At 46.5% G+C, this 25,845-nt stretch carries 26 protein-coding genes; 22 read left to right on the forward strand and 4 right to left on the reverse strand.

Going from position 1 to position 25,845, the window contains the following annotated elements:
* Window positions 1-53: 53 nt before the first annotated feature.
* Window positions 54-1,511 (forward strand): circularly permuted type 2 ATP-grasp protein, encoded by a 1,458-nt coding sequence (locus FHP88_RS07630; protein ID WP_144358440.1) that lies wholly within the window; start codon window positions 54-56, stop codon window positions 1,509-1,511.
* 1 nt (window position 1,512) lies between these two features.
* Window positions 1,513-2,433: an alpha-E domain-containing protein gene (locus tag FHP88_RS07635; protein ID WP_144358441.1), complete on the forward strand. Its 921-nt coding sequence runs from the start codon at window positions 1,513-1,515 to the stop codon at window positions 2,431-2,433.
* Window positions 2,434-2,474: 41 nt separating this feature from the next.
* Here FHP88_RS07635 and FHP88_RS07640 read toward each other — a convergent pair whose 3' ends face one another.
* Window positions 2,475-3,320, reverse strand: a complete 846-nt coding sequence (locus FHP88_RS07640; protein ID WP_144358442.1) for a universal stress protein — start codon at window positions 3,318-3,320, stop codon at window positions 2,475-2,477.
* A gap of 15 nt (window positions 3,321-3,335) precedes the next feature.
* Window positions 3,336-4,814 (reverse strand): SulP family inorganic anion transporter, encoded by a 1,479-nt coding sequence (locus tag FHP88_RS07645; protein ID WP_144358443.1) that lies wholly within the window; start codon window positions 4,812-4,814, stop codon window positions 3,336-3,338.
* Between the two features lie 602 nt (window positions 4,815-5,416).
* Between FHP88_RS07645 and FHP88_RS07650 the strand changes: the two genes are divergently transcribed.
* Window positions 5,417-8,158, forward strand: a complete 2,742-nt coding sequence (locus FHP88_RS07650) for a PAS domain S-box protein (protein ID WP_144358444.1) — start codon at window positions 5,417-5,419, stop codon at window positions 8,156-8,158.
* A gap of 1 nt (window position 8,159) precedes the next feature.
* Here FHP88_RS07650 and FHP88_RS07655 read toward each other — a convergent pair whose 3' ends face one another.
* Complete coding sequence (locus tag FHP88_RS07655) at window positions 8,160-8,753, reverse strand: ANTAR domain-containing response regulator (RefSeq protein ID WP_186297647.1); 594 nt, start codon at window positions 8,751-8,753, stop codon at window positions 8,160-8,162.
* A gap of 511 nt (window positions 8,754-9,264) precedes the next feature.
* On the opposite strand from FHP88_RS07655, the gene FHP88_RS07660 reads away from it, so the two are divergent.
* The 5 genes from FHP88_RS07660 (at window position 9,265) to FHP88_RS07675 (ending at window position 15,599) form a co-directional block, all read left to right on the forward strand.
* Window positions 9,265-9,564, forward strand: coding sequence for a DUF3135 domain-containing protein (locus tag FHP88_RS07660; protein WP_144358446.1), 300 nt, complete (start codon window positions 9,265-9,267; stop codon window positions 9,562-9,564).
* An 85-nt stretch (window positions 9,565-9,649) separates the two neighbouring features.
* A complete protein-coding gene (locus FHP88_RS07665) occupies window positions 9,650-11,959 on the forward strand; it encodes an EAL domain-containing protein (RefSeq protein ID WP_186297648.1) in 2,310 nt (769 codons plus the stop codon).
* 414 nt (window positions 11,960-12,373) lie between these two features.
* On the forward strand, window positions 12,374-14,398 hold the full coding sequence (locus FHP88_RS07670) for a methyl-accepting chemotaxis protein (protein WP_144358448.1): 2,025 nt from the start codon (window positions 12,374-12,376) through the stop codon (window positions 14,396-14,398).
* A 179-nt stretch (window positions 14,399-14,577) separates the two neighbouring features.
* Window positions 14,578-14,715, forward strand: coding sequence for a hypothetical protein (locus FHP88_RS19125; protein WP_186297649.1), 138 nt, complete (start codon window positions 14,578-14,580; stop codon window positions 14,713-14,715).
* Window positions 14,715-15,599: a polyphosphate kinase 2 family protein gene (locus FHP88_RS07675; RefSeq protein WP_144358449.1), complete on the forward strand. Its 885-nt coding sequence runs from the start codon at window positions 14,715-14,717 to the stop codon at window positions 15,597-15,599. Before FHP88_RS19125 ends, FHP88_RS07675 begins: the two co-directional genes overlap by 1 nt.
* Before the next feature lie 22 nt (window positions 15,600-15,621).
* Here the strand turns inward: FHP88_RS07675 and FHP88_RS07680 are convergent, their stop codons facing one another.
* Window positions 15,622-16,284 carry an alpha/beta hydrolase gene (locus tag FHP88_RS07680; RefSeq protein WP_144358450.1) on the reverse strand — a complete coding sequence of 221 codons (663 nt, stop codon included), beginning with the start codon at window positions 16,282-16,284 and terminating at the stop codon, window positions 15,622-15,624.
* Window positions 16,285-16,703: 419 nt separating this feature from the next.
* Between FHP88_RS07680 and FHP88_RS07685 the strand changes: the two genes are divergently transcribed.
* The 14 genes from FHP88_RS07685 to FHP88_RS07750 all read left to right on the forward strand — a co-directional run bounded on the left by FHP88_RS07685 (window position 16,704) and on the right by FHP88_RS07750 (window position 25,805).
* Entirely contained in the window at window positions 16,704-17,543 is an 840-nt protein-coding gene (locus FHP88_RS07685; protein WP_260843198.1) for a phosphate/phosphite/phosphonate ABC transporter substrate-binding protein, read from the forward strand.
* Complete coding sequence (locus FHP88_RS07690) at window positions 17,540-19,003, forward strand: sensor histidine kinase (RefSeq protein WP_144358452.1); 1,464 nt, start codon at window positions 17,540-17,542, stop codon at window positions 19,001-19,003. The genes FHP88_RS07685 and FHP88_RS07690 overlap by 4 nt, the downstream gene beginning before the upstream one ends.
* Window positions 18,996-20,333 carry a sigma-54-dependent transcriptional regulator gene (locus tag FHP88_RS07695; RefSeq protein WP_186297650.1) on the forward strand — a complete coding sequence of 446 codons (1,338 nt, stop codon included), beginning with the start codon at window positions 18,996-18,998 and terminating at the stop codon, window positions 20,331-20,333. Before FHP88_RS07690 ends, FHP88_RS07695 begins: the two co-directional genes overlap by 8 nt.
* Before the next feature lie 153 nt (window positions 20,334-20,486).
* The gene (locus tag FHP88_RS07700; protein WP_144358454.1) at window positions 20,487-20,978 is read left to right on the forward strand and encodes a YeeE/YedE thiosulfate transporter family protein; all 492 of its coding nucleotides are present in this window, start codon (window positions 20,487-20,489) and stop codon (window positions 20,976-20,978) included.
* Between the two features lies 1 nt (window position 20,979).
* A complete protein-coding gene (locus tag FHP88_RS07705; protein ID WP_144358455.1) occupies window positions 20,980-21,624 on the forward strand; it encodes a YeeE/YedE thiosulfate transporter family protein in 645 nt (214 codons plus the stop codon).
* A gap of 26 nt (window positions 21,625-21,650) precedes the next feature.
* Window positions 21,651-21,962: a sulfurtransferase TusA family protein gene (locus tag FHP88_RS07710; RefSeq protein ID WP_144358456.1), complete on the forward strand. Its 312-nt coding sequence runs from the start codon at window positions 21,651-21,653 to the stop codon at window positions 21,960-21,962.
* A gap of 9 nt (window positions 21,963-21,971) precedes the next feature.
* Complete coding sequence (locus tag FHP88_RS07715; protein WP_144358457.1) at window positions 21,972-22,181, forward strand: hypothetical protein; 210 nt, start codon at window positions 21,972-21,974, stop codon at window positions 22,179-22,181.
* A 106-nt stretch (window positions 22,182-22,287) separates the two neighbouring features.
* Window positions 22,288-22,554: a hypothetical protein gene (locus FHP88_RS07720; protein WP_144358458.1), complete on the forward strand. Its 267-nt coding sequence runs from the start codon at window positions 22,288-22,290 to the stop codon at window positions 22,552-22,554.
* A gap of 4 nt (window positions 22,555-22,558) precedes the next feature.
* The gene (locus FHP88_RS07725; RefSeq protein ID WP_144358459.1) at window positions 22,559-23,404 is read left to right on the forward strand and encodes a rhodanese-like domain-containing protein; all 846 of its coding nucleotides are present in this window, start codon (window positions 22,559-22,561) and stop codon (window positions 23,402-23,404) included.
* A 54-nt stretch (window positions 23,405-23,458) separates the two neighbouring features.
* Window positions 23,459-23,749 carry a hypothetical protein gene (locus tag FHP88_RS07730; protein WP_144358460.1) on the forward strand — a complete coding sequence of 97 codons (291 nt, stop codon included), beginning with the start codon at window positions 23,459-23,461 and terminating at the stop codon, window positions 23,747-23,749.
* Window positions 23,750-23,759: 10 nt separating this feature from the next.
* Complete coding sequence (locus FHP88_RS07735; RefSeq protein WP_144358461.1) at window positions 23,760-24,032, forward strand: hypothetical protein; 273 nt, start codon at window positions 23,760-23,762, stop codon at window positions 24,030-24,032.
* A gap of 16 nt (window positions 24,033-24,048) precedes the next feature.
* A complete protein-coding gene (locus tag FHP88_RS07740; protein WP_144358462.1) occupies window positions 24,049-24,234 on the forward strand; it encodes a hypothetical protein in 186 nt (61 codons plus the stop codon).
* An 18-nt stretch (window positions 24,235-24,252) separates the two neighbouring features.
* The gene (locus FHP88_RS07745; protein ID WP_186297651.1) at window positions 24,253-25,176 is read left to right on the forward strand and encodes a sulfurtransferase; all 924 of its coding nucleotides are present in this window, start codon (window positions 24,253-24,255) and stop codon (window positions 25,174-25,176) included.
* Window positions 25,176-25,805, forward strand: coding sequence for a hypothetical protein (locus FHP88_RS07750; protein ID WP_144358464.1), 630 nt, complete (start codon window positions 25,176-25,178; stop codon window positions 25,803-25,805). The genes FHP88_RS07745 and FHP88_RS07750 overlap by 1 nt, the downstream gene beginning before the upstream one ends.
* Window positions 25,806-25,845: the final 40 nt, after the last annotated feature.

A 25,845-nucleotide genomic window follows, 5' to 3' on the forward strand; every position in this document is an offset into this window, starting at 1 on the left:
TTACCTTAACTAGGCTAGAGTATTTAGCATGAGCAACTGATTACAGAGACTGTATGACTATTCGTTGGGGCAGTTATAAAGTAAAAGGATTCTACGACGAGTTGATTCGAGTGGCTGGGAAGCCACGACCTTCAGCCGAGGCGCTTTGCCAATATCTGCGCAATCTTTCAGATCGTGAAATTGAAGAGTATAAAACGGCCTCGGAAATGGCCATCAGCGTGATGGGCATTACCTTTACGGTGTACTGTGAGGAAGAGGGCTCAATCGATCGTGCATGGCCGTTTGATATTATTCCTCGAATCATCCCAAAGTCGGAATGGACCCAGGTTGAGAAGGGACTTAAGCAGCGTGTTAAGGCACTCAACTGCTTTATTGACGATATTTATCATGATCAAAATATTGTCAAGGCGGGCATCTTTCCCGCGGGGTTGCTGGAAAATTCTGTCAATTTCCGCCCACAGTGTGTCGGTATCGATCCACCGGGCGGCATATGGGCGCATATCTGTGGATCTGATCTTGTTCGCGATAAAGATGGCGTGATCTATGTACTTGAAGATAATCTGCGTGTTCCGTCAGGTGTCTCCTATATGTTGGAAAACCGTCAGGTAATGAAACGGGTTTTTCCTGATCTGTTTGAAAATCAAAACATTCTTCCTGTAGATGATTATCCCTCCAAGCTTTACGACATGCTTGCCGCCATATCTCCAAGGGTTATAGAGCAGCCTGAAATTGTCGTGCTTACCCCGGGTATCTACAACTCGGCTTATTTTGAACACGCTTATCTGGCGCAACAGATGGGGGCAGAACTGGTCGAAGGTCGTGATCTCGTTGTAGAGAAAGATAACTGTGTCTATATGCGAACGGTTGATGGGTTGTCCAGGGTGGATGTAATTTATCGTCGCATTGATGATATGTTCCTGGATCCAGAGGCCTTTCATCCAGACTCTCATCTCGGTGTGCCGGGTCTGATGCGTGCCTGGAAAGCGGGCAATGTTGCTTTAGCCAATGCGCCGGGTGCAGGGGTTGCCGACGACAAGGTGGTCTATGCTTTTGTGCCGGAGTTTATTCGTTACTATCTTAACGAGGAACCGCTTGTACGCAATGTGCCGACTTACAAATGCGTTGATAAGGACGACAAGGCGTATGTGCTGGAGCATATCGCTGAACTGGTGGTCAAGCCGGCCAACGAATCGGGTGGTTACGGGATGCTGATTGGTCCCCATGCCTCGGTAAAGGAGCGGGAACAGTTTAAAAAGCTGATCAGAAAGGATCCGCGCAATTACATTGCGCAACCGATGCTGATGTTATCAACAGCGCCCACCCTGGTAAATAATCGGGTTGAGCCACGCCATCTTGATTTGCGGCCGTTTATTCTCAGTTCACCAAATGATGCTTATGTCACGACAGGTGGTCTTACGCGCGTTGCGTTAAGAAAAGGTTCTATCGTTGTGAATTCTTCCCAGGGTGGCGGTAGTAAAGATACCTGGATTGTGGACGACGAGGGACGCTAACATGTTGTCACGGGTGGCTGAAAATATCTATTGGATGGCGCGATACATTGAACGCGCAGAGAATACTGCACGTTTGGTTATGGTCAATACCAACCTTCTGTTGGACTTGCCCAAAGGACTACAGCCCGGCTGGCAACCCATTGTTGAAATACTGGGTACAGAAGAGAACTATCTGCAAAACAATGTGGATTTTACTGAGCGCGCGGTACTCAAGTTTCTGATTGCGGATCCACAGAGTCCCAGTTCTATACTGTTTTCGCTGCAAATGGCCCGGGAAAATGCGCGTACCATTCGTGACATCATACCGCGGGAAGGGTGGGAGCAGGTCAATGATCTATACCTGATGGCCAAGAGCAATAGCGCGAGTGGGTACACGAAAAAAGGCCGTTATGACTACCTGAAAAATATCATTCTTGGCGCACAAACGATTACCGGTCTGCTTGCCGGTACGATGCTGCATGATATCGGTTATGACTTTCTGCGTATGGGACGCAATTTAGAACGGGCCGAAATGACAACTCGCATTATCGATGTACGGTCAGCCAATCTGCTGGAGGAGCACGAGGGACTGACACCGTATGAAAATATTCAGTGGATGAGTGTACTGAAATCGTTGACGGCGTATCAGATGTATCGCCGGACCATTCAGGTTCGCGTGCGCCGAAAGGATGTACTCAAGTTTCTACTTAAAGATAAAAAGTTTCCGCGTTCGTTTTTCCATAGCCTTCTGGAAGTTAAAAGTTGTCTGCAGGATCTTCCTCGAAATGAAGCGGCTATTACCCAACTGAATGAGGTTGGAAAAAAAGTACTGCGCGCCGATCAGGCGATTCTTCAACAGAATGAGTTACACCAATTTATCGATGAATTGCAATTGGGCCTGGCCCAGATTAACCAGGCCATTACCCGTACCTATTTTCAGTAGATTGTGGGTTCTTGTGCAGTCTGAACCGTTCTAAAGTGATCCTAACGTAGCAACAATACCGGGACTGAGGCATTACGAACAACGCTGGTCGTTGTGCTACCCACCAGAAAACGACGGATAACTGAGTGGCCATATGCGCCCATGATCAGCATATCGATATCATGCGCTGCTCGGTAATCACACAACACCTTTTCAACCTCTCCGCTCAGCAGCGTGGCCGGTGTGTCAAAGCCTGCGGCTTCAAGGGTGTGCTTTGCCCATTGCAACTGTTCACGATTGCTATGGTTGTCGGTACCGACCATGATGAGATGGCAGGGCATGTCACGAAACAGTGGGCTGGTCGCAACCATCTCAACCCCTTTGCGTGTGGTTGCACTACCATCAAAGGCAAGCATGACCTTTTGCGGTAATCTGTAGTCAGCTGCTGTTGTGATCAAGATAGGGCGGTGCAGGGTGCGTACCACGTTCTCTAAACGGCTGCCGATATGCTCACTGAGATGATCATCGTGTTTCCCCAATACCAGCAAACGGATTGACGTTTCCATTTCGTTCAGAGTCTCTACCAGGCTGCCATGACGTTGGCGGGTGGTAGGGTTTTTTATGGCGCTGTCGAGGGCCCGACTTTTTGCCGCCTCCAGCATTAGCTTGCCTTGTTCCAGGGCGAGTTTGCCCCTTTTTTCATCCAGTGCGGCCAGTTCATCAAGAAGGGCCTCGCGACTACCAAGCCCAATATTGCCACTGAGGTTAGTATCGGTTGGGTATTCTGATTTATCCAGGACATGCAGAAACTCCAGCGGGGCATCCATACGCAGGCTGGCCCAGACGGCGTAGTCACAAACGGTCGTGGATACGTCGGTTCCGTCAATACAGGCAATCACTTGGGTCATTGTTGTTATCCTTCCTCAGTGGTCCATGAGCTTTTCTACAGCATCCGGGTTGTCATGAACAGCAAAACGATCAACAACCGTAGCACTGGCCTCGTTGAGCCCAATCAGTTTTACTTCAGTACCTTCACGGCGAAACTTAAGTACCACTTTATCCAGTGCTGCTACAGCCGTGATATCCCAGAAATGAGCCTGGTAGAGATCGATCACCACCTTGTCGACCACCTCTTTGAAATCAAAAAATTCGACGAACTTATCTGCTGAAGCGAAGAATACCTGCCCGACCACTCGGTATGTACGTTGTGAGCCATCTTCGCTGATTTCAGAGGTGACGTGTTTGAAATGGGCCACCTTGTTGGCAAAGAAAAGGGCGGCCAATAACACGCCAACAAAGACACCGTAGGCCAGATTATGAGTGGCAACCACGACCACGACAGTGGTGGTCATGACGATGTTGGTGCTGAGTGGATGCTTTTTCAGATTAATCAGGGATTCCCAGCTAAAGGTGCCAATGGACACCATGATCATTACCGCAACCAGTGCAGCCATAGGGATCTTGGCGACCCAGTCACCTAAAAAGACTACGAGCAATAGTAAAAATACGCCTGCCGTTAGTGTCGACAGACGCGACCGGCCTCCCGACTTAACGTTGATAACTGACTGGCCAATCATGGCACAACCCGCCATGCCACCAAGTAAACCTGCCGTAATATTGGCTACGCCTTGCCCTTTGCATTCGCGGTTTTTATCGCTCCCAGTATCCGTTAGATCGTCAATGATGGTTGCGGTCATCAATGACTCAAGCAAGCCTACAATCGCCAGTGACAATGAATAGGGGAATATGATGGTCAGGGTTTCCCACGTGAGTGGTACATTTGGCCAGAGAAAAATAGGCAGTGTATCTGGCAACTCGCCCATATCACCAACGGTACGAATATCGAGATCCAAGCCCATAGCAATGGCGGTAAGCGCAATGATGGTCACGAGTGGCGAAGGCACCGCTTTGGTCAGATAAGGGAACAGATAGATGATTCCCAAGCCGCCAGCCGTCATGGCATAGACATGCCAGGTGACACCGATCAGCTCAGGTAATTGGGCCATGAAGATAAGAATGGCCAAGGCATTCACAAATCCGGTTACTACGGAGCGCGAGACAAAACGCATGAGTGAACCGAGCTTCAGATAACCGGCGCCTATCTGCAACAGACCCGTCAGGAGTGTGGCGGCCAGCAGATACTCCAGCCCATGCTCCTTGACCAGCGTGACCATCAGCAGTGCCATAGCACCTGTGGCGGCCGAAATCATCCCTGGTCTACCCCCTACAAAAGCAATCACTACCGCAATGCAGAACGATGCATAGAGACCGATCTTGGGGTCAACGCCCGCGATGATGGAGAAGGCGATCGCCTCTGGAATCAATGCCAGTGCAACGACAGTTCCAGCCAGCAGATCACCACGAATGTTACTGAACCAACTATTTCTTAACGAGACGACCATAAAACTTCCAAGTCATATACTAACGCTACATGTCAGCCGCTTGTTCAATCGCTAACCTGACAGTTCGGAAAATTCCAGGCACTAACAGTAAAAAAGACAATGACAACGTCTTAAGCAGGCATGAGCGTGTTGCTAAAAGTTAGGCTGACTGGATTAACTACAGAATCGCAGGGGATTTAAAATAATTTCCCTAGAGAGGAGGGGTGTATTGGCCGGTTCACATTGAAGCGTTCCGAAAAGACGACATCCCAAAAACTACTCGTGTATCTGAAGGAGCGCGATATTAACATGGTTTGTAGTGGCGTGCATCTCGTAAGTGGAGAGCGGGGTCATGAGTAACATAGGGTGGGGTGTATTATGGGTTAAAGCCAGGAGCAGGAATATAAAGCGTATATCGGAATGTTCAATTCGTACCCAAATATATCGATAATGCTGCGAGCTGTTTTCCCGTGACTGTCAGATAGATTGGCATCAAAAAGGGATGTTGCATTGTATGGTGTGATCTGGTGATTTTTGAATCAATGCTATACGATTTGACACGCTCACAAACGATTAATATTGATGGATAATCATCGGGTATTGCCACACAAACGCCCAATTTCGTGCCTAAGCACCAACTGTTAGAAGAGGACAACGCTATCTCTAGTTCAATGGCTGTTCAGCTTAAGGATCAGTTAAACATCCTGGCAAAAGCGAATTATCGATTCAATAATAATCTAGCGCCAGAGATGATGATGCGCAGTCTGGTTACCTATGGTATGGAATTAGTTGCTGCAACTGCTGGTGCGTTCAATCTCTATAGTAAAGGTATGCCGGCACTCAATGAGTACTGTATTACAGGGGAGTGGACATCAGTTCAACTTCCATGGATCAGTAAGTCAGGCCGTGCCACTGGCTTCGCCACCGAGCAACCAAAGCCTTCTATCTGTAATACTTGTGGAAAGGACTCACAGATCATTCCAGAGAATCAGCAAGCACTGAATATTCACGCAAGGGTTGCCATCCCCATAGTAAGATCACCTGAGGGTGAAGTGCTGGGCTGGCTTGAGCTTTATAATAAAGCGAATGGTTTGAACTTTGATGATCAGGATATAGCGATACTCGAGGTGCTTACTGCGAGTATGGCTACTGCCCTTGAGCAGTACCGAGTAAGGCAAGCTTATCAAAACAGACAGAACACACTGGACATTAATGTTGATCGTTTCATACGCAGCCAACAATTAGCCAATATAGGCACCTGGGACTGGAATATTCAAACGGATGATCTCTACTGGAGTGATCGTATCGGGCCCCTGTTTGGTTATCCCCTGGGTGAACTGGAAACCACTTATGAAAACTTCTTGATGGCCGTTCACCCGGATGATCGCACGATGGTCATTGATGCGATTAATGCGTGTATTAATCAAGAAAAAGGATATCAGATTGAACACCGCGTAGTTTGGCCAGACGGCTCTGTGCACTGGGTCTTGGAGTGTGGCGATGTGCAGCGTGACCAAGCGGGTAAGCCGCTGCATATGCTTGGTGTGGTAAAGGATATTACCCGTCGAAAGGCGGCTGAAGCAGCGCTTCAAACCGAACGGGATTTTGCAGAAGTACTGATTAATACTGCGCAGGCCATTGTATTGGTGCTCGATAATGATGGGAATATTGTCCACTTTAATCCCTATATGGAGGAGGTCAGCGGGTACTCTTTGGGTGAAGTAAAGGGACGAAACTGGTTTGAATCCTTTTTACCTAAGGAGGATGTGCAAAAGATTCGCGAGCTTTTTAATCGTGCCATAAACGATAATCCGCTTCATGGAAATACTATTCCCATTGTTACCAGACGTGGCGAGTTACGTACCATCGATTGGTATGACAAAACGCTAAAAAATGTCGAAGGCAATACTGTGGGTTTGCTCGTGATGGGGTATGACATAACCCAGCGACTAGAAACTGAAGCGGCCCTTCGTGAGAGCGAAGACCGTTTTCGTAATTTGGTCGAGAGTGCAAGTGATTGGATCTGGGAAATTGATCAGGAGGGTCGTTACCAATATGTCAGCCCACATGTGCAGGATATATTGGGATATGAGCCTGAGTCGCTGATCGGCAAATCGCCATTCCATCTCATGCCAATTGAGGAGGCTGAACGAATAGGGGCGATTTTTCAAGAGATTATTCGGCATCGTTCACCCATCAACAAACTGGAAAATATCAACTTACACCGATCAGGCCGGAGAGTGATCCTGGAGACCAGTGGTGCCCCCTTTTTTGATAGTGACGGTGTTTTAAAGGGTTATCGGGGTATCGATCGTGATATCACTGAGCGCAAGACAGCGGAACTGGCGCTTATGGAACAGACGCTGCGTAATAAATTCATTCTGGACAACACCCATGATGGATTTGTCATTGTTACACTGGATGGCCGGTTGCGGGAGGTTAATGATGCCTACTGTAAATTGGTTAAGTACGATCGAGATACATTGCTACGCATGCGGATTGCAGATTTGACTGTTAGCGGTGATCCGAAAGAGGTAGAACGAAGCATAAAAAAAGTCATGGAGCTTGGCCATTATCGTTTTGAATCCAGTCATAGGTGCAGCGACGGTAGCATCGTAGATCTGGATGTCAGTACCAACTTGGCAGCGGTGGGTGAAGATTGGTTCATTTTTGCGTTTGTTAGAGATGTCACTGAACATAGAATTAATGAGCAAAAAAGACTTCTGGAGGTTAGGGCGCAGCGCGATACCCTGGTAAGAGAGGTGCATCATCGGATTAAAAATCATCTCCAAGGTATTATCAGTTTGTTGCGAAATCATATTACTGAGAGACCAGAAATTGCAGAAGCAATGGAGTCAGCCATTGGGCAGGTGGATTCTATTGCGATGATACATGGGCTGCAAAGCAGAATGCAGGAGGGTAGGATTGAACTTGCAATGCTTGTGGGGGTGATCTGTAAGGCGGTAGGCAGCTTGTCATCAACGACCATTCAATTGGATACGAGCCGATTAAGAATGGGTGTCATCATAAGGCCAATGGATGGGGTTCCTGTGGCACTCATAATCAATGAGCTGCTACAAAATGCGCTCAAACACACCCCAGCATTATCCCAAAAAGATATAACTAAAGTAGAACTTTATGCAGAAGATTCGCACGTGGTCCTGCATTTATCCAATCCATCACCGGTCCCGCTCCCTGATGGATTTGATCTTATAAAGGGAACGGGATTGGGGACAGGCTTGACGTTGGCAAGAGATCTTTTGCCACACCAAGGGGCTGGGCTTTCAATCTCCTGGGATGGTGATCAAGTGATAACTCGATTGACGCTCAATAGCCCTGTTATTGCCTTGGAGGAAAAGGAATAAATTAGGACTTGTTGGCACCAAAATCATTAATATAATCTACCGCTTTTAGAATTTCGCTCGCTATATCCTTAACCTTGCGCCGCTCAGAGCGGGCTCGATCGCGAATTAAATCAAATGCCTTGTGCCGGTCGATTCGATGACGCTCTGCGAGGATGCCGACGGCAAAATTGACGGTGTTGGCCGTATCCAGTGCTTTGCCTAATCGTGCTTCAGTTTCCTGTAGCTTGAACATGTCATCTGCCCGTTTCAGGGCGGTTTCAATAGTGGGAACGGCCTTTGCGACATCAATGGGCTTGACCAGATAGCCAAGTGCGCCGCATTCCAATGCGCCTTCCAATGTATCTTTGTCATCATAGGCAGAAAGATGGATGACAGGAATGCCAATGGCATGGAGTTTTTTTGATGCTTCGATGCCGGAGAGTTCAGGCATCATGATGTCCAGAATCGCAAGATCAATAGCGTTATTCGCAGCGATCTCCACGGCCTCTTGTCCGTTTGAAGCCACAAGTACAGTATATCCGGCATCACGTAGTCCACGACCAAAAGTGGCCAGTACCAGTGCGTCATCATCGGCAAGAAGAAGATTTTTACTCATCATGGTACTCCAGACAAAACCTTTATTATTTTGGGTTTAATCTACCAGCTCGCGCATAATCTGACCCTTGCTTTAAATCAAGTGTCAAAGGTTTGCATCCTGCGTGCTATGAATGAGAGGTCTTGTAAACTCAACGAATAAGTCAAAAATTACTTGAAATATTTCTGACCTATGTTATAGATATTATCGGTAGACAAGATTTGATTAAAATCAAAAACACAATAATAATGAAACAAAGAACAGCAGGTTTGGCTCTTCCAATACTGCCATATTCAGCTGATGTAAAATACCGCCCTACCCATGCGGATTGTATATAATTAAGAATCCCTTGTAAGTCATATTTTCAGTCATTTCTGAAAATTCAGGCCGTTTATCCCGCCTCTATAATTCAATCGCTCCAAATAGTCACCGCACGGATGATGTTGGCATGTTTAAGCGTTGTGGTATTTCGGGTTCAATTAATGAGTCCCTAAATATATTAAATAGTTAACGTGGTCGGGTGGTATAGCGCATGAAAGAGAACCAAAATGGTTTTGATGTATTGGATTTCGACCAATGGGCGGTATTGGCAAAAAACGATCCGGAGGCCTTTGAACTGCACCGGGCCCAAATCCTAAATGAGGTGATTGCCCAAGCCCCGGCTCACTCGGCACGCCGACTGAAGGGTATACAGTTTCACGTTGCTATGCTGAGAGATCATGCCAAGCATCCCTTGGGTGCCTGTATGAAAATAAGTAGCATGATGCTTGATAGCTTGTTCAGTGAAATGCCGCAAGCCGTGAGTGTATTGACACAGAACGAAGAACCCTAAATCGACAATTATCCATCGACTCATAAGGTTGTGCCATTCAATGGCAACCGCTTAAACAAAATTGAATCCTGATGAGGATTGGGCAGTGAGTATAAATGAGGAAAAAAATCAGTTGCCACCGACTGTGTCAAATTTCACTGGGGATGCCACAATAGCCGAGTTTAGTAATTTGGCTACCTATGATAAGACCGCCTATCTGGAATACATACTTAATGCGCCGTCAACATATGCATTAATAGCTACAAATCTTGATTTCCGTATCACCCATTACAACCCTGCAGCGCAGCGCCTTTTCAGACTTGAAGATAAGGCGCTTATGGGTAAGAGGGTAACGGAATTTCCGCAGTTGGGATTATCTGTGCAGGGAGAGTTCAGTAAAGCGATCAATAAACTTAAATTGATGGGAGAGTATCGTCATACTATTTGCAGTGTAGCTAACACCTGTTTTGTGGAATGCGTAATATCGGGTATCTATGACAGCAGTGAAAACCTGATAGGTTATTTACTGACTGGGCAGGATGTTACCAGTCGTAATATACAGCAGGAACGTGCAACGAGAAAAGCCGCTGAAGAGCAGTGTCTGGGAAAGTTACTCCGCCTGTCATTAAATGAATCGAGTGTGGATGTTTTTCTGCAACAGTCACTTGAGGCGATTCTTCAGTCAATCCCTTGGCTCAATTTGCTCCCCAAAGGGGTTATATTTCTTGCCGAAAAAAATGACCAAAAAGATATGCTAAAAATGGTGGCCAGCTATCAATTAAACAATACGATAAAGCAAGTTTGTAAGCAGGTTGACTTTGGATATTGTGTATGTGGTCGTGCAGCTGCGCATAAAGAAGTGCTATTTATTGCAGACAGTCATGACGACAGGCACGATGTCCAATACCCGGGAATGGAGCCGCATGGTCACTATTCGGTGCCTATTATTCTTAATGAAACAATACTTGGAATCTTAACACTCTACCTGCCTCCTGGACATACGAAGATGGAGAGTGACAAGTCATTCCTAATGCGTGTCGCAAATGTATTAAGTATAGGTGTGTCAAAAAGGAAAGCTGAAAAGGCATTGGAATACCAGGCGCAATACGACGCTTTGACCAAACTTCCTAACCGTAGTCAGTTAATGCGCCAACTTGATCAGGCATTAGCCAAAGCTACACGTCACGACCACTATGGTGCGGTGATGTTTATAGATCTGGATCATTTTAAGAATATTAATGATTCATTAGGGCATAATGTAGGGGACGAAATATTACAGGAAGTATCAGTTCGCCTGATAAATATATTACGAAAAGAGGATGTGGTAGCGCGACTTGGTGGTGATGAGTTTGTTGTATTACTTACTGAAGTGGGTAGTTGTCCAAAAGAGGTTGCAAGGCAAGCACAATTAGTGGCCGAAAAGATACGGGATTCACTCTCTGAAAATTACCTTATAAATGGCTATTCACTAAACATTACACCGAGTATTGGCGTGGCACTATTTCCGGATAATAACGAAAACTCTCATCAGGTATTACAACAAGCTGATACGGCTATGTATCGTGCCAAATCAGATGGTAGAAATTGTATACGCTTTTTCTTGCCTGTAATGCAGATGATAGCCAATGAACGATTGGAGATAGAGCAAGATCTTCGCTGGGCACTCGATACAAATAAGTTCCAGCTCCATTATCAACCCCAAGTAGATTTCAACGGCCGTGTTGTTGGTGCCGAATGCTTGTTGCGGTGTCCCAATTCTATGGGCGAGTTTAGGCGAGTAGATTTATGCATTGATGTTGCCGAAACGACGGGCCTGATACTGCCTATTGGCGAGTGGGTCTTACGGGAGGCCTGTCTGAATTTGAAAGCGTGGATTGATAGCGGTATTGCAACATCGCTACAGCACCTCTGTATTAACATCAGTCCAAAACAGTTTCTTCAAAGAGATTTTGTGTCATTAGTACAAAGGGTTATCCTTGAAACGGGTGTTGATCCATGCAAGGTGGTCCTCGAGATTACTGAGAGCACCTTGATTGATACGAATTTAGATGCAATATCAACAATGTCGGCGCTCAAGGAATTGGGCGTACGAATCGCTATTGATGATTTTGGCACCGGCTACTCATCACTGTCCTACCTTACCCGGTTGCCACTGGATATCCTCAAGATTGACCGCTCATTTGTATTAGGAGTTAATAATAATCAGAAAAATGCGGCCGTTGTAGAAGCGCTTATGGCGATGGCGCGTCAGCTTGGATTGGATATCGTTTCAGAAGGGGTCGAAACAAAGGACGAAATCAACTTTCTCCTTGAAAAGGGTTGCGAATGCTTCCAGGGATTTTATTATAGCAAACCCCTGTCAATGGATGCTTTTTTGGATTATCTGCGTGACCCGCTCGTGTTGATCGAACATTAGTTTGTCATTTTTTAGGTATAATATATATAAAGGATTTCTAAGGTCTGTCGCTACAGTTAATCAACAAGAATAATATCAAGATGATGTAGCGATTAGCGCATAGGTATCACCCTTCAAATATGTGATATGTATGTGAATTGTAACGTGGCATAAAGGTATTCGTCAGTCGATAGGTTTGGTTGATTTAATACTATGTAGTAAGGCCTTTCTCCCGCCTTTGAATTACGCTTTTTCTCATGAAATACCCATGTGACCAATATTTGAAGATCACCTGGGGTGTCTACATGCATTGAAAGCGTGCTCAAAAAATAATCTAACCTTTGTCGTAGTTATCAGTGATGCCCTACATAGATTAAATATGGGGATAACATTAACTAATAACGGATTAAATAGGCACCAATTGGAGATTGTGAGATGAAGAATATTTTGCTGCCAGCCATGTATTTGATGGAACGGCTTCGCTATCCACTTAAGTTTGGTTTGATTTTTCTTTTTGTACTGATACCACTGGTACTACTGTCAGCTAATCTGATTACTTCTCTCAACGAGAACGTACGGTTTCTTGAAAATGAACGCCATGGATTGGCTTATATTAAAGCTATTAGGCAGCCTATTGAGCATATTCAACAGCATCGTGGAATGATCAGTGCATTTCTTAATGGAGCCAGTGACTTCCGTGAACGCATCTTAAGCAAGCGCGCCGATATCGATAAGCGAATAGATGAACTGTTGGTGGTAGACAGGGAGTTGGGCGATGAACTTGAGACGGCGGGTAAGATTGCTGCCATATTGCAGAAGTGGAATAACATAAAAGCCAACGCCATGAACCAAGAATCTTCGGTTGCGATTAAGGCTCATACCGAATTGCTCGCTGATATGATTGATCTTATGAATCAGATAGCCGATGCCTCAGAAATTACCCTTGATCCAAAACTTGATACCTATTATATGGGTGATGCAGTCGTTAACACGCTTATTAACCTTACTGAAAGCATGGGTCAGGCTAGGGCTGTGGGATCTGGTGTTGCTGCAAAGGGATCGCATACACAAGAAACATTTGTCCGGCTGTCTGTATTAGCAAATAATATTAATGCTTATGCAAAAAAATCTAATGCAGGATTGAATGCTGCAATTGGCGCCAATGAAAAGCTTAGAAATGAATTAGTATCAGCCACATCGTCCAACAAACGGGCAATTAATGATATGCAAGTATTGCTTGGAAAAGTACTAGAAGAATTTGAAAGTATAGGTGTCACTGATAAAGCCGTTTTTGATACGGCAACGGCCGCAATAACGGACACATACCAACTCTATGATGCTATTGCCGATAAGCTAGACAAACTGTTTATAGAGCGTATTGAGTCTGGTAGTGACATTAAGAATCTGACTTTAACTGTTGTGATTTCTATCCTGGTCCTGGTTATTTACCTTTTTGCGGGTTTATATTTCTCGGTGGTTGACAGTATCAATTACATTGGTTTGACGACTAAAAAACTAGCCCAAGGTGACCTGAATACCCGATTGGTATTGAATACGCGTGATGAGCTGCAAAGAGTCGCCACTGACTTTAACGATATGGCCTCAACTTTCCAGGATGTGGTAAAACAAATTACCAGTGCAACAACACAGTTAGCCACAATATCTGAAGAGACGGCTGTTATAACAGAGCAAACCAATCAAGCGATACACACACAATTGAATGAAACCACCCAAGTGGCTACAGCAATGAATGAGATGAGTGCTACGGTTCAAGAAGTGGCATCAAGTACCAGTCGATCCGCGCAGGCCGCAAATGAGGTGAATGGTCAAGCCGCTGAAGGACAGCGTGCAATGCATGAAACAATTGCACAAATTCAACAGCTTTCCGAAAAGGTTGAGATTGCCGGTGCAGTCATTCAGCAACTAGAACAGCATAGTGTTGAAATTGGAGGTGTTCTTGATGTGATCAAGGGGATTGCAGAACAAACCAATCTATTAGCGTTGAATGCTGCAATTGAAGCGGCCCGTGCTGGTGAGCAGGGGCGAGGTTTTGCCGTCGTTGCAGATGAAGTACGTAATCTTGCCAGTAAAACACAGGTTTCAACGGAAGAAATCAATCAAATGATTGAGAAGTTGCAGAGTGGCTCAGCACAGGCAGTTGCCGCTGTTAATAGCAGCCAAATGTTAGCGCGCTCGGCAGTAGAGCAGGCGTCGAAAACTGGGGATACTCTGGCAAATATCAGTATTTCTATTGATCGTGTAAATGATATGAGCACTCAAATTGCAAGCGCCGCCGAAGAGCAAAGTGCTGTCACTGAGGAGATTAATCGCAATATTACGCAGATCAATGAGATGACAGAGCAGACAGCAATAGGTGCAAAACAGAACTCTGCGGCGAATATGGATCAAACAAGATTGGCTGCAGAACTGGAGAGTTTGGTAGGACGTTTTAAGGTATAGATTCATCCGTGCAAGACGTTATCAGGTGACATCCGCACTACTTTGCAGGCATGGCGGTTAGCACGTTTACTGCTAGCTGCCATGTTATTCTGACTGCTTGGCATTTTCCCCTTTACTTTGTTTGGTGATGAGTAAGGGGGCTTAATGCCATAATTCTTCGTTCATTTTATGGATTGTTGATGGCATGGCTGTTCCCGGGTATATTTCGGTACCTTACCATCGCAAAAGCATCGATTCAGCATGCCAACTGTTGTTGGTTTTTCGTTGCCCGTGTGGTCGGTGCCGAGTTGATGTTCATTATCTGGGATAGGGGCTAATGACAAAAATAAATGTGAAAGAATTTCTTGTTGAAGGTAAGGAAAAAATCACCCTTTCCAAGATGAATCACAAAGTCCCGTTACTCTATGACGGTAAGAAAGACTACCAAAAACAAATTAATGCGTTACGTGAAGAGATCGACGAGCGGCAACGTATGATGTATGCACATGACCGCTATGCCTTGCTCTGTGTGTTTCAGGCCATGGATGCGGCTGGCAAGGACAGTACGATCCGCGCAGTCTTTTCTGGAGTCAATCCTCACGGTTTGCAAGTTACCGCCTTTAAACAGCCCAGTGATGAAGAGTTGGATCATAATTATCTCTGGCGTACGACTAAAGCGATGCCAGAGCGCGGCCGTATTGGCGTGTTTAATCGATCCTATTATGAAGAGGTGTTGGTTGTCCGCGTGCATCCCGAAATTCTTACCCGCTACCAACGACTCCCCAAAGAATCTGTTGAGGATCTGCAGCAAGTGTGGACGCAGCGCTATGAAGCTATCCGTAACTTTGAGCACTATGCGCATCAAAATGGTACCCGGGTGTTAAAGTTTTTTCTCAATGTCTCAAAGCAGGAGCAGCGGAATCGATTTATATCACGTATTGATGAAGCGGAAAAAAACTGGAAGTTTTCTGAAGCTGATGTAAAGGAACGTGGCTACTGGGATGATTATATGCAAGCCTATGAGGATTGCATCAATCATACCGCGAGCAAATATGCACCCTGGCATATTATCCCCGCCGATGATAAGCGCAATATGCGTCTGATCGTGTCACACATCGTATTGGATACATTAAAACGCATGGACGTGCATTATCCCAAGATCAGCAAAGCAAGACAAAAAGAGTTACAGGCGATGCGATCCGCGCTGGAAACAGACCTTTAGTATCCTGAGTTTACCTGTCTAACTAAAGGCTCAATTGGTGACAAAGAAACCGAGCGATATCCTCAATCTCTTCGAGGCAGACTGAGTGATCCATGGGGTAGGTGGAATATGCGGGCGCATATCCCATGGATTCAAGTTGTGTCTTGGCTTTTTGTCCGAGTAATTCGGGGACAACGGGATCAGCAGTGCCGTGATACAGGTGGATAGGCAGTTTTGCGTTGGCTCGATGGGTTTTGATAACATCTGCGGTTGCAAAATAGGTCGACATACCGATCAACCCACCCAGGGTGTGCGGGCAGGTTAGAGCGACCTGATAGCCCACAGCTCCACCTTGAGAAAAGCCGGCAATGATGATTCGATTGCTGTTGATACCCCGGGATATCTCCCGATCAATAATAGCCGATACCGCGTTTGCTGAAGCCAGCAACTGCTTTTCATCAATCTGCCGATCAATATCCATCGATAGAATGTCATACCAAGCGGGCATGATGTAACCGCCATTCACAGTGACGGGAATTTCTGGCGCATTGGGAAAGATGAAGCGCACACCGACACTGTTAGGTAACCTTAACTCGGGAACAATGGGGACGAAGTCTTCTCCACTGGCACCTAGGCCATGAAGCCAAATTACTGCAGCATCCACAGTATCGTTTGTTTCAATTTCTATGCAGTTCAGTTCGGTCATGTTTTTAAGGTCTCATAAACATAAACAGCCTACCCTGTTGTGGTGGGCGGTGGGCCTACCGAAAAGCGGTCATAACTAATTGAAAACTAGCTAATAAATAACGCAATCAACAATTGCTGGATGTTGAGTTTGATATAAAGCCACAGCATATCATAATGCACCCAAGTGAGATTCCTGCATTAATTGTGACTCTTAATGGTTTCTTGATCTTAAGAATTTAATCGCAAATTGTCTTAAGATACCTTTGTGTAAAAATCTGATACCTTAATAAAGTCGGAACGGCTGCCTGTTCCAGACTCACATAATAAAAAAATATTACCTAACTGATTGATCAATGTGCAACGGCTAGGATTATAAATACCATGTTTCTCGGGAACGCACCTGGCTTGTAGGCAAGGTGTCACCCTGGCTGGGTTAAGGTGGTTCTGGAGGATGTATTGAGGAAATTCTTTCACTGGTTTGTATTGATTCTGCCATTTGTTTACAGCACTACTTTGTATGCAGAATCTGGTCACAAACACCTTCGCTTTGGTGTATTACCCTTGCAAAGCCCAACAAAACTGGCCGGTATGTTCCTGCCTTTGACCGAGTATCTGGGTAACCATCTAGGACGTCCGGTGCAGTTTGTCACCAGTAGCAGTTTTACCAGCTTTATGGAAAAGGTCGCACAGCGTAAGTATGACATCATCTATCTTAATCCGATGCTCTATAGTCAATCCCGCCCTTATGGCTATAGGGTTATAGCCAAAGTAGCGTCTGAACCCTTCACCGGTATTCTGGTAGTGCGTAAGGCAGGGCCAATTCAAACACTCTCAGCCGATTCACTTCCAAATGGACTGCGCATTGGATTTCCCGATCCGGGTGCCTTTGCGGCAACGGTGTTGGTCCGTGGATACCTTGATTCTATTGGTATAAATGTAGACAGACAGATGCAAGTACAGTATTTCGGTTCGCAGGATTCTGCAATATTGGCGCTCTATAATGGGCTGGTTGATATTATCGGGACATGGCGTCCTTCACTACGTTCGATGCCCGCGTCAGTACGCGCGGATCTGCAGATCATAGCAGAGACCCCACCTCAGCCACAGATGCCCATCGCGGTAAGGGATGACCTGCCACCGGAAGATGTTAGACGGCTCTATCTTGCGTTGACGGGGCTTGCAAAAACAGAGCAGGGACAATCGATTGTCCGGCGCATGGGTTTTAAGCGAGGCTTTGAGTTTGCTGCAGATGAAGAGTATCTGGAGGTGGGCCAGTGACAGGTATCTGCTTGCACTCTAATACGCCCGTGGTTGGTCAGGGTAGGAGCTGGTTTCCCCGGGCCTTTCATACCCTACGTGTACGGTTAATCATTTCGGTAGCGCTGGTTCATGTGGTGCTGATGGGGCAGTTTACCTGGGAGGCTGTTGACCGACAGTCACATGAACTGCGTCAGGAGATGGTCAATCAGGGGCGCTCGCTTGCCAGTCTAATGGTGGTAGCCTCTACCAACGCCTTGTTGTCAGAGGATCTTGCCTCACTCGCAGAGGTTACGCGCCGGGTGGGTGAGCGAGAAGATGTCTCTTATGGTGAGGTGGTGGATGTTCGGGGATTTGTCATGGCTAGCACGCGAGAGGGGCGGGTAGGCCGAAAGGTAGGTCCCATGATTGAACAAAATGATCAGTTTCCACTGAATGAAGATGATCGGATACTTGATCTGCGGGATGAAGTTATTATTGATAGTAGTCGGGTGGGACTGATCCGGTTGGGTTTATCCACTAAAAACCTTGAGAATGCACTTGCTGAGACCCGTAATCGCGGTATTCAGTATATTCTGTTGGCATTGGTCATAGGTAGCATCGCGGCATGGCTTTTGTCTCTTGCTGTTACCCGAAATCTGCACGATCTGACTTTGGCGGCGAAGCGGATCGGTGAGGGTGATCTGAATGCTCGGGTGGATGTTCGTAGTCAGGATGAAACCGGAACCCTGGCACGTGCTTTTAATCTGATGGCTGCTTCACTGCATCGTTCTTCCCGTGAAATAGAGTTGGAGCACCGCAAGCGCACGGATGCTGAACGCTTGGCTTGTGTTGGAGAGATGGCGGCATCAATCGCACATGAGATTCGTAATCCGATGGTCGCACTGATTAATTCGGTAAAACTGCTAGGCAACGAACAACTCTCAGCTGAAGATCACAAGGCGGTATCTGATATCGTCAATACGGAGTCTAATCGTCTGCAACGAATTCTGAACGATTTTCTAATGTTTTCCCGGTTGCCTGATGCAAAGTTGGAACAGGGTGATCTGAAGGTGTTGATTGAGCAAACCATTGGGCTGGTCAGTCAAGATCCTCTCTATGCAGATGGTATATCTTTCGATTGTCGGTATGAGGATGATAACAGCTGCCTGTTTGATTCTGACCTAATGCGTCAGGTGTTAATCAATTTGATGTTGAATGCGATGCAGGCGATATCGGGTGAAGGGAAACTGACAATCCGGTTGCAGCAATTAAACGGTCGGCTTAATGTGAGTATTGTGGATAACGGTCGAGGCATACCCGCCGAGGTGATGCCTGAGATAAATAAACCCTTTTTTACCAGCAGAAAAGAGGGTACGGGTCTGGGCTTACCGGTAGTGCAGCGGATTCTGGCGCAACATGGCACGGCGCTCACCATCACCAGCCGGGAAGGCTCTGGCACTGAAGTGGCATTTGACTTGGACGTGGAAAGCAATGGGTAATGTATTGATTGTTGATGATGAGTTTTCCATTCGCAAGACCGTAAGTCTGCTGTTGAAGGCAGAGGGTTTTGTCCCATTCGAAGCGGCTGGAATTGATGAGGCGCTGGCTTATTTTGATACTCAACCCATTGATCTGATGATCACTGATCTTCGATTGGGTATGGAGAGTGGAATTGATCTGTTGGTCAAGCTGCAAGAGCGTGGACTGAATACTGAAAGTATTATCATGACAGCATTTGGGACAATCGAAACAGCCGTGAAAGCGATGCGCCTGGGAGCCTATGATTACCTGACCAAACCGATCAACCCAGATGAACTGATGTTGCGAGTCAGAAAAGTGCTAGAGCGTAAGGCACTACAAGAGGAAGTTAGACGGCTGCGTCAGGCTCTTGATGGTCGAGAGCATATCCGCTCTATTGTTGCGGCCAGCGCTGCTATGCAACAAGTGCTGGATGTGGTGGCCCGTATTCAAGAAAGAGATATACCTGTTTTGATTACGGGGGAAACGGGTACTGGAAAAGAGGTGATTGCTCAAGCTTTACACCGCACCAGTGTTCGAGCTGAAAAGCCGTTCGTGCCGATTAATTGTTGTACGCTACCTGAGGATATCCTCGACTCGGAACTGTTTGGTCATGTGAAGGGGGCTTTTACCAGTGCGAACGGTAACAGGGAAGGGCTGTTTCAACAGGCGGATGGAGGAACGCTGTTTCTTGACGAGGTAGGCGACGTCAGTCCGCGTCTGCAGGCGAAGCTATTACGAGCTCTTCAGGAAGGGGAGATACGCCCGGTTGGTGGTAATAACATAATAAAGGTAAATGTCAGAGTAATAGCGGCAACAAACCGGGATTTGGAACAGATGGTGGACAAGGGTGAATTTAGAAGTGACCTGCTATTTCGACTCAATGTGCTACCGATCCATCTGCCTGCCTTGCGTGACCGGCGTGACGATATCCTGCCGTTAGCTTGGCATTTTGTAGATCAACTTCGTGAGCGTCTTGGTCGTGATGATCTTGGCCTCTCGTCTTCTGCACAAGAAAAACTTCAACAGTATGATTGGCCGGGTAATGTACGGCAGTTGGAAAACATTATCGAAAGAAGTTTTGCACTGTTCCCTGGGCCGCTGCTGGATGCAAATCAGATTATCATTTCCACACCAGGAAAGGCGCTCATCAGCGATGTACGAGAAGAGGCTACATTGACCATTGCGGATCTTGAGGCCAGACATATCCGTGCGGTGCTGGAAGCAAATGATCATAATCAAGTCGCTGCTGCACGTGTCTTAGGTATCAGTCGTTCGACCCTTAGGCGCAAAATGAGTCAAATGATGTGATTCATTTTGCAACAGGCCTTGTTCAAATTAGATCAGAATAAGTACTTGTTAAAATATTTAACCGCATGTAATCCATAGTAAATATCGATCAATCCTGTTTGGCATTTACCTTGCAATCCTCCCTTTAAAATAATAACTGCAGCGGAGGAGTGCATGGAATTTTTCAAGAAAACCTTCGACCCGGTAATTTCGCTAGCGATTATCTCGGTTCTGAATATCTTTCTATTTCTAACAGTGGGTGCCTGGACCGTGGGCGGTGGCGAAACCATGATGACGGGCCTTATCGCAGAGTTTTTTCTGGGCGATGAGCTGGCTCGCATCCCTTTCTGGGATCTTGTGTTTAAGCCGGATGCGGGTTACTGGAAGATATACATCAGCCTCGGCATGCTTTTCGGTGCACTGATTGGAGCGCTGTTGAGTAAGGAGTTTTATTGGCGCGTACCCAAACATCTTTCTGAGTGGGTCATGATCACGATCGGTGGCTTGCTTATGGGTGTGGGTATCCGCCTCGCTTTTGTCTGCAATGTGAGTACCTTTTTTGGCCTAACCCCTCAAATGAACCTCGGTGGTTATTTATCGATGACCGGCATTATTGCTGGTGCCTGGGTGGGTTCAATCATTTACAAAAAAGTACTGGAGAGTTGATATGTCGGTAGTTGGTCAATGTCTTGCGGCGTTTATATTCGGCTCTATTGTTGGTTTTCTGGTGCAACGCTCGCGCTTTTGTAATACAGCAGCCCTGCGTGATGCCATGCTTTTTAAAACCTATCGCAATACAAAAGCGTTGCTGGTCACTATGATGATCCTCACGGTTGGCTTTACCACTTTCATGACCTTTGGAGATGGCCATCCCCTACAGTTTGATGTGGGAATCAATCAGGTTATCGGCCTATTCTTGTTTGGTATCGGTATGGTTTTAGCTGGGGCATGCACTGTTTCTACCTGGGTTAAGGCGGGTGAAGGTAACGTGGGTGCCATCTGGGCGCTGCTGTTTACCTTTATCGGTATGTTCCTCTTCTCCCTTGTCTGGTCTTACACCTATTGGCCGCCGGCGTCGGCTACCATGACTGGCGAGCCCAATTTGACGGGTCTTCAGTTTGGTTTTGCCAATGCAGCGACTTTGCAGGAAAAGACCGGCATACCGGCACTCTTCTTTGGTCTAGTGCAAACAGCGGTGCTCTACGCGATCTATCAGGCTATTTTGCGCAAGGAACGCAGGATCGCTGAACAACGTGCACCCGCCAGTAAGTCGGTATTGGAAACTCATATAGTCGTTGAAAGTAAATCCTGAACACTACTCAACAGGAGAAAAATAAAATGGGACTTTTTGGACGTAAAAAAGATAAAGATGCGGAGCCTGCAGGCCCAACGGGTGAAGTGACACTTGATGATGGCAATACCTATGCTGTCAGCCAGATTGTGGATTGTATTGGTGATTCCTGCCCAAGGCCGCAGTTGATGACCAAAAAGGCGTTGTCAAATGCAGCAGCTGGAGACGTCATTGAGGTGCGTATTGACAATCCTACTTCAATGGAGTCGATACCCCCAATGATGCCTGAGCTTAACAGTACGCACTTGGGTACCCTCAAGGACGATCGCTATTGGCGTGTCATCGTTCGTCGGCAATAGGATTATTCGATGACAAGGGACTACATAATAATGCTGGCATTCTCGATTTTGGTGGGCGTAATTTCAATTGTTTCGCTCTCTTATATCGCTATAGCACAGCCAGATTATCTCCGTTCTGATCGTGATGGGGTGCCATTCTTCACGCCTCAGGTGGTTAATCCTGAAGGCGGAGAACCGCTGGATATGGGTGAGCTGATTCGCCACTACAAGGGGGAATGATATGTCACTTGATCTACAAACCTGGATTCAACTGGGTATGTTTGTACTTTCAATGACCGTGCTTTATTTCAGCATGATCAGCGATTCATCTTGAGGAGGTCACAGCATGCGTCGAGAGATAGTGGTTTTTAATGTACTCAGCGTATTGGTTACGTTGGGCATCAGTGCAGTGCTTTTTTCCTATGCAGCCATACCGGAGGAGAAGCGTCTTGCCGCCAGTCAACCCAAGCCAATGGAAGATTTTGCCGATGTGGATCTGGGCGCGGACTTTGGGCAGATTCCTGTCGTTGATCTAGTGGGTTATTACCTTGAGAACCCACCCGTAAAAGCCACGGGTTCGGCACCGGTTAAAAGACATTTTGGCGGATGTTAGGGCGATGAAACGGTTTATTCAGATAGGCCGATTATGTCTATTTGCTGGCTTGATAACAGTCACACTTCAGGCAACAGCAAGTAGTGTGCAGTTTATTGAGCAAATACCGAATGGTGACGGATTACGGGTGATTGATACGCGCCCGGTTGCAGAGTGTGAGCAACAGAGTATTAAGGGGGCGCGCTGTTTCTCCGTCGGTGATTTACTTGGTCATAGTGGTCGTTTGCCAAGCCAGCGCGACATAACCTGGATGTTGGGAACACTGGGGCTAAGCGGTTCTGAAACGGTTGTAGTCGTCGGTTACCCGGGAGATGCACGCGATTTTATTGCCGGGGTACTCTATCTCGCTGGTCAGAGAAAGGTATTGATTCTGAGTCCTTCGATGAATCAGATGATTACCTCAAAGAGTATCCCGCTGGCGTCAGGTCAGCGGCGTAGTATGAGTCGTGAATTGCACTATATCGCTCATCCACGTGATGCACAGATCGTTCTTTTGCGGGAGTTACAGCAACGTTTAAGCGGGAACCAATCCTTGCGTCTGTTAGATGTACGTAGTCATGAGGAGTACTGGGGAGAGCTTATAAAGGGCTGGCGTGGCGGCCATATACCAGGAGCAGAGCACTGGTCGCAAAAAAATACGCAACCGATTCGGTTGACACGTATGGATGTTGACACGGTTGTTTATGGACGCGGGCCACTCGATTCGATTGCTTCCTTTGTGCGGTTGCAGACGCAATGGACGCAACCGGCGCAAGTTTTTATAGAGGGTTGGCGTGCCTGGAGTGCTGATAGTCAACTGCCAGTTGATGCAGAAAGTTTTAACGAAAAAAAGATGCTGACTGATTCCTGATAAGTGACAGGTTGGAAGCACAATAAGCCTTTTGGCATAAGAAAGGAGGTATGAATGAGTTTGCTTTTTATAGTATCGACACCAGGAGCGGCCCGGTTACTGTTGCCACTTATTTCGGCGTGTAAAAGGAAGGGTACACGCTGGAGTTGTTTTTTTACTAATGATGGCGTCAATAATTTATCTGAGCCGGGAATGAAGGAAGCGGCCTGCTGCGCGGAACGGGTGGTGGTATGTGAACATTCATGGGCTCGGTTTATGGGCGATACACCTTGTCCGGTAGAACTGGGCAGCCAAACCCAAAACAGTATTATGGTGGGTGAGGCAGATCGGATTGTGAGTCTGTAAGGGGATATATATGTCGAACAAGAACCTCGTTGTACTGGCGCGACGTGATCATGCTGAGGCCATGCGTGTGGCAGCAGGACTGACTATTGCAGGCCATGGCGTTCGTCTGATCTTTATGCGTGGTCCGGTGGAGGAGTCAGCGGAAAACATTGAGCAGGCGGAAACACTGGAGTTGTGTGATATCGAACCAGAAACGACGGTTCCAGGTCAGGAGATTCAGTACATCGACAGTGCAGGGCTTTCTCTTGCACTGTTAAAAGCAGACAGTGTCATCAATCTTTGAGGAGGCTGATTAAATAATGAATATAGCTGTACTAAAGACAGGTTTGTTTCCCGATGCTGAAACGGTTGAAGCGGGAATAGATCATCTTTTATCAAGTTGTAATCTGTATCTTTATGATGCAACACGTGACGACCTGACGGACAGTGATTGGGATCGAGTGCTTGATGAGATTTTGGTTGCCGAACGTCTGATTGTTATCTAAAAAACCAGGAGGATGTATATGAATATTACAAAAAAAATCATGGGTGGGCTGGTACTGTTCGGTTTTTCTTCCATAACCTGGGGTGCTACACCCTTGGTTGATGTGGATTGGATGAAAGCCAATAGCTGCAATGCTGATGTACGTGTACTGGATCTCAGAAACCCACTCGATGGAGGCTCTAAAACAGATTATCTGCGGGCACATATACCCTGTGCAGTTCACACAGATTATCTCAAGGGTGGTTGGCGTACCGAGGTCAATAAAATACCGGGTCAGCTTCCCCCGACTGATAAACTGGAAAAATTAATTGGAGATCTTGGAATCGACAATCAGACCCATGTTGTGGTCTACCATGCGGGTAAAAATGCATTGGATCTTGGTAGTGCAACCCGTGTCTACTGGACATTCAAGGTGCTAGGCCATGAAAACGTCTCTATCCTTGATGGCGGTCTGGCGGCCTATACCGCAGATAAAAAAAATCCATTGGAAAAGGGTAACATTACTCCTGATCCAAAAGCCTTCAAGTCCAAGTTGAATGAGGCACTACTGGCAACCAAGGACGATGTCAAAGTAGCATCAGGCAATGGCATAACATTGATTGATAACCGTCCTACACACCAATATCGTGGAATTAATCGGCATCCCAAGTCAAAACGAAACGGTACCATTCCACAGGCCAGTAGTCTTCCTGAGAGCTGGTTGACGGTGAATGGTGGTGGTAAATTCCGTGATGTAGAGACCCTGAAGAAACTTTACCAGATTGCCAATGTGCCCGCCGAGGGTGAGTTCATCAACTTCTGTAATACCGGCCACTGGGCATCAGTCGGTTGGTTTGTCGGTAGTGAATTGATGGGTAATAAAAAATCACGCTTATATGATGGTTCAATGGTTGAGTGGAGTTCAGATGAAACTCTGCCGATGACTGAGGAAATCAAGCTCTAATGAGCCGATGGCTTATAGGATGGGTGGCCGGAATTATCTTGCTTTTTCCGGCCACTGTTTTTTCTGCAGGAGAACATCAGAGGCGATTCTCCGTGGAGATAGCCCTTCTCGCAGGTGATAGCAGGCTATTTCTCGAGGATGGTCTATCAGCGGAAAAGCGTCAATGGATAGAAGGACGAATAATCAGCAGCAAAAATGTATTACCTCTGCTTGCACGTTACTATCTACAAGAGTCAGGGTATGAAGACCCAGGTATATTGGTGCAGGCTGAAGCATTAAGTGGATATCCCGTTGGGTCCGATACATTGCAGCGGGCGATCAAGGAGATGAGTGAACGCTTTCCTATCCAGTTCGCAGTTGATCTGAATAAACCGCTGGACTCATCGAGTAAGAGGCAAGTGAAATCAGACTATGAGGAGATGTGTCTGGGTTGTCATATTACGACTGCACAGGAAAGGTCTGTTGTCATAGGTGAATTTGGCACCTTTGCACGCTCTATGACGGATGATGAATGGTTGGCACGACTACTGGGTGGGTTACGAGGCGACAGTTATACTGCGCTGGAAAACCCGTTCACTGATACTGAAATTGCGCGTTTTTTTCGTTATGTTAGAGACGAATTGCCCTAGACAAATAAAGCTACCCGTCAACTTTACCAATACAGTGTGT

It is taken from the genome of Sedimenticola selenatireducens (genome assembly GCF_007625115.1).
Classification (GTDB): domain Bacteria; phylum Pseudomonadota; class Gammaproteobacteria; order Chromatiales; family Chromatiaceae; genus Sedimenticola; species Sedimenticola selenatireducens_A.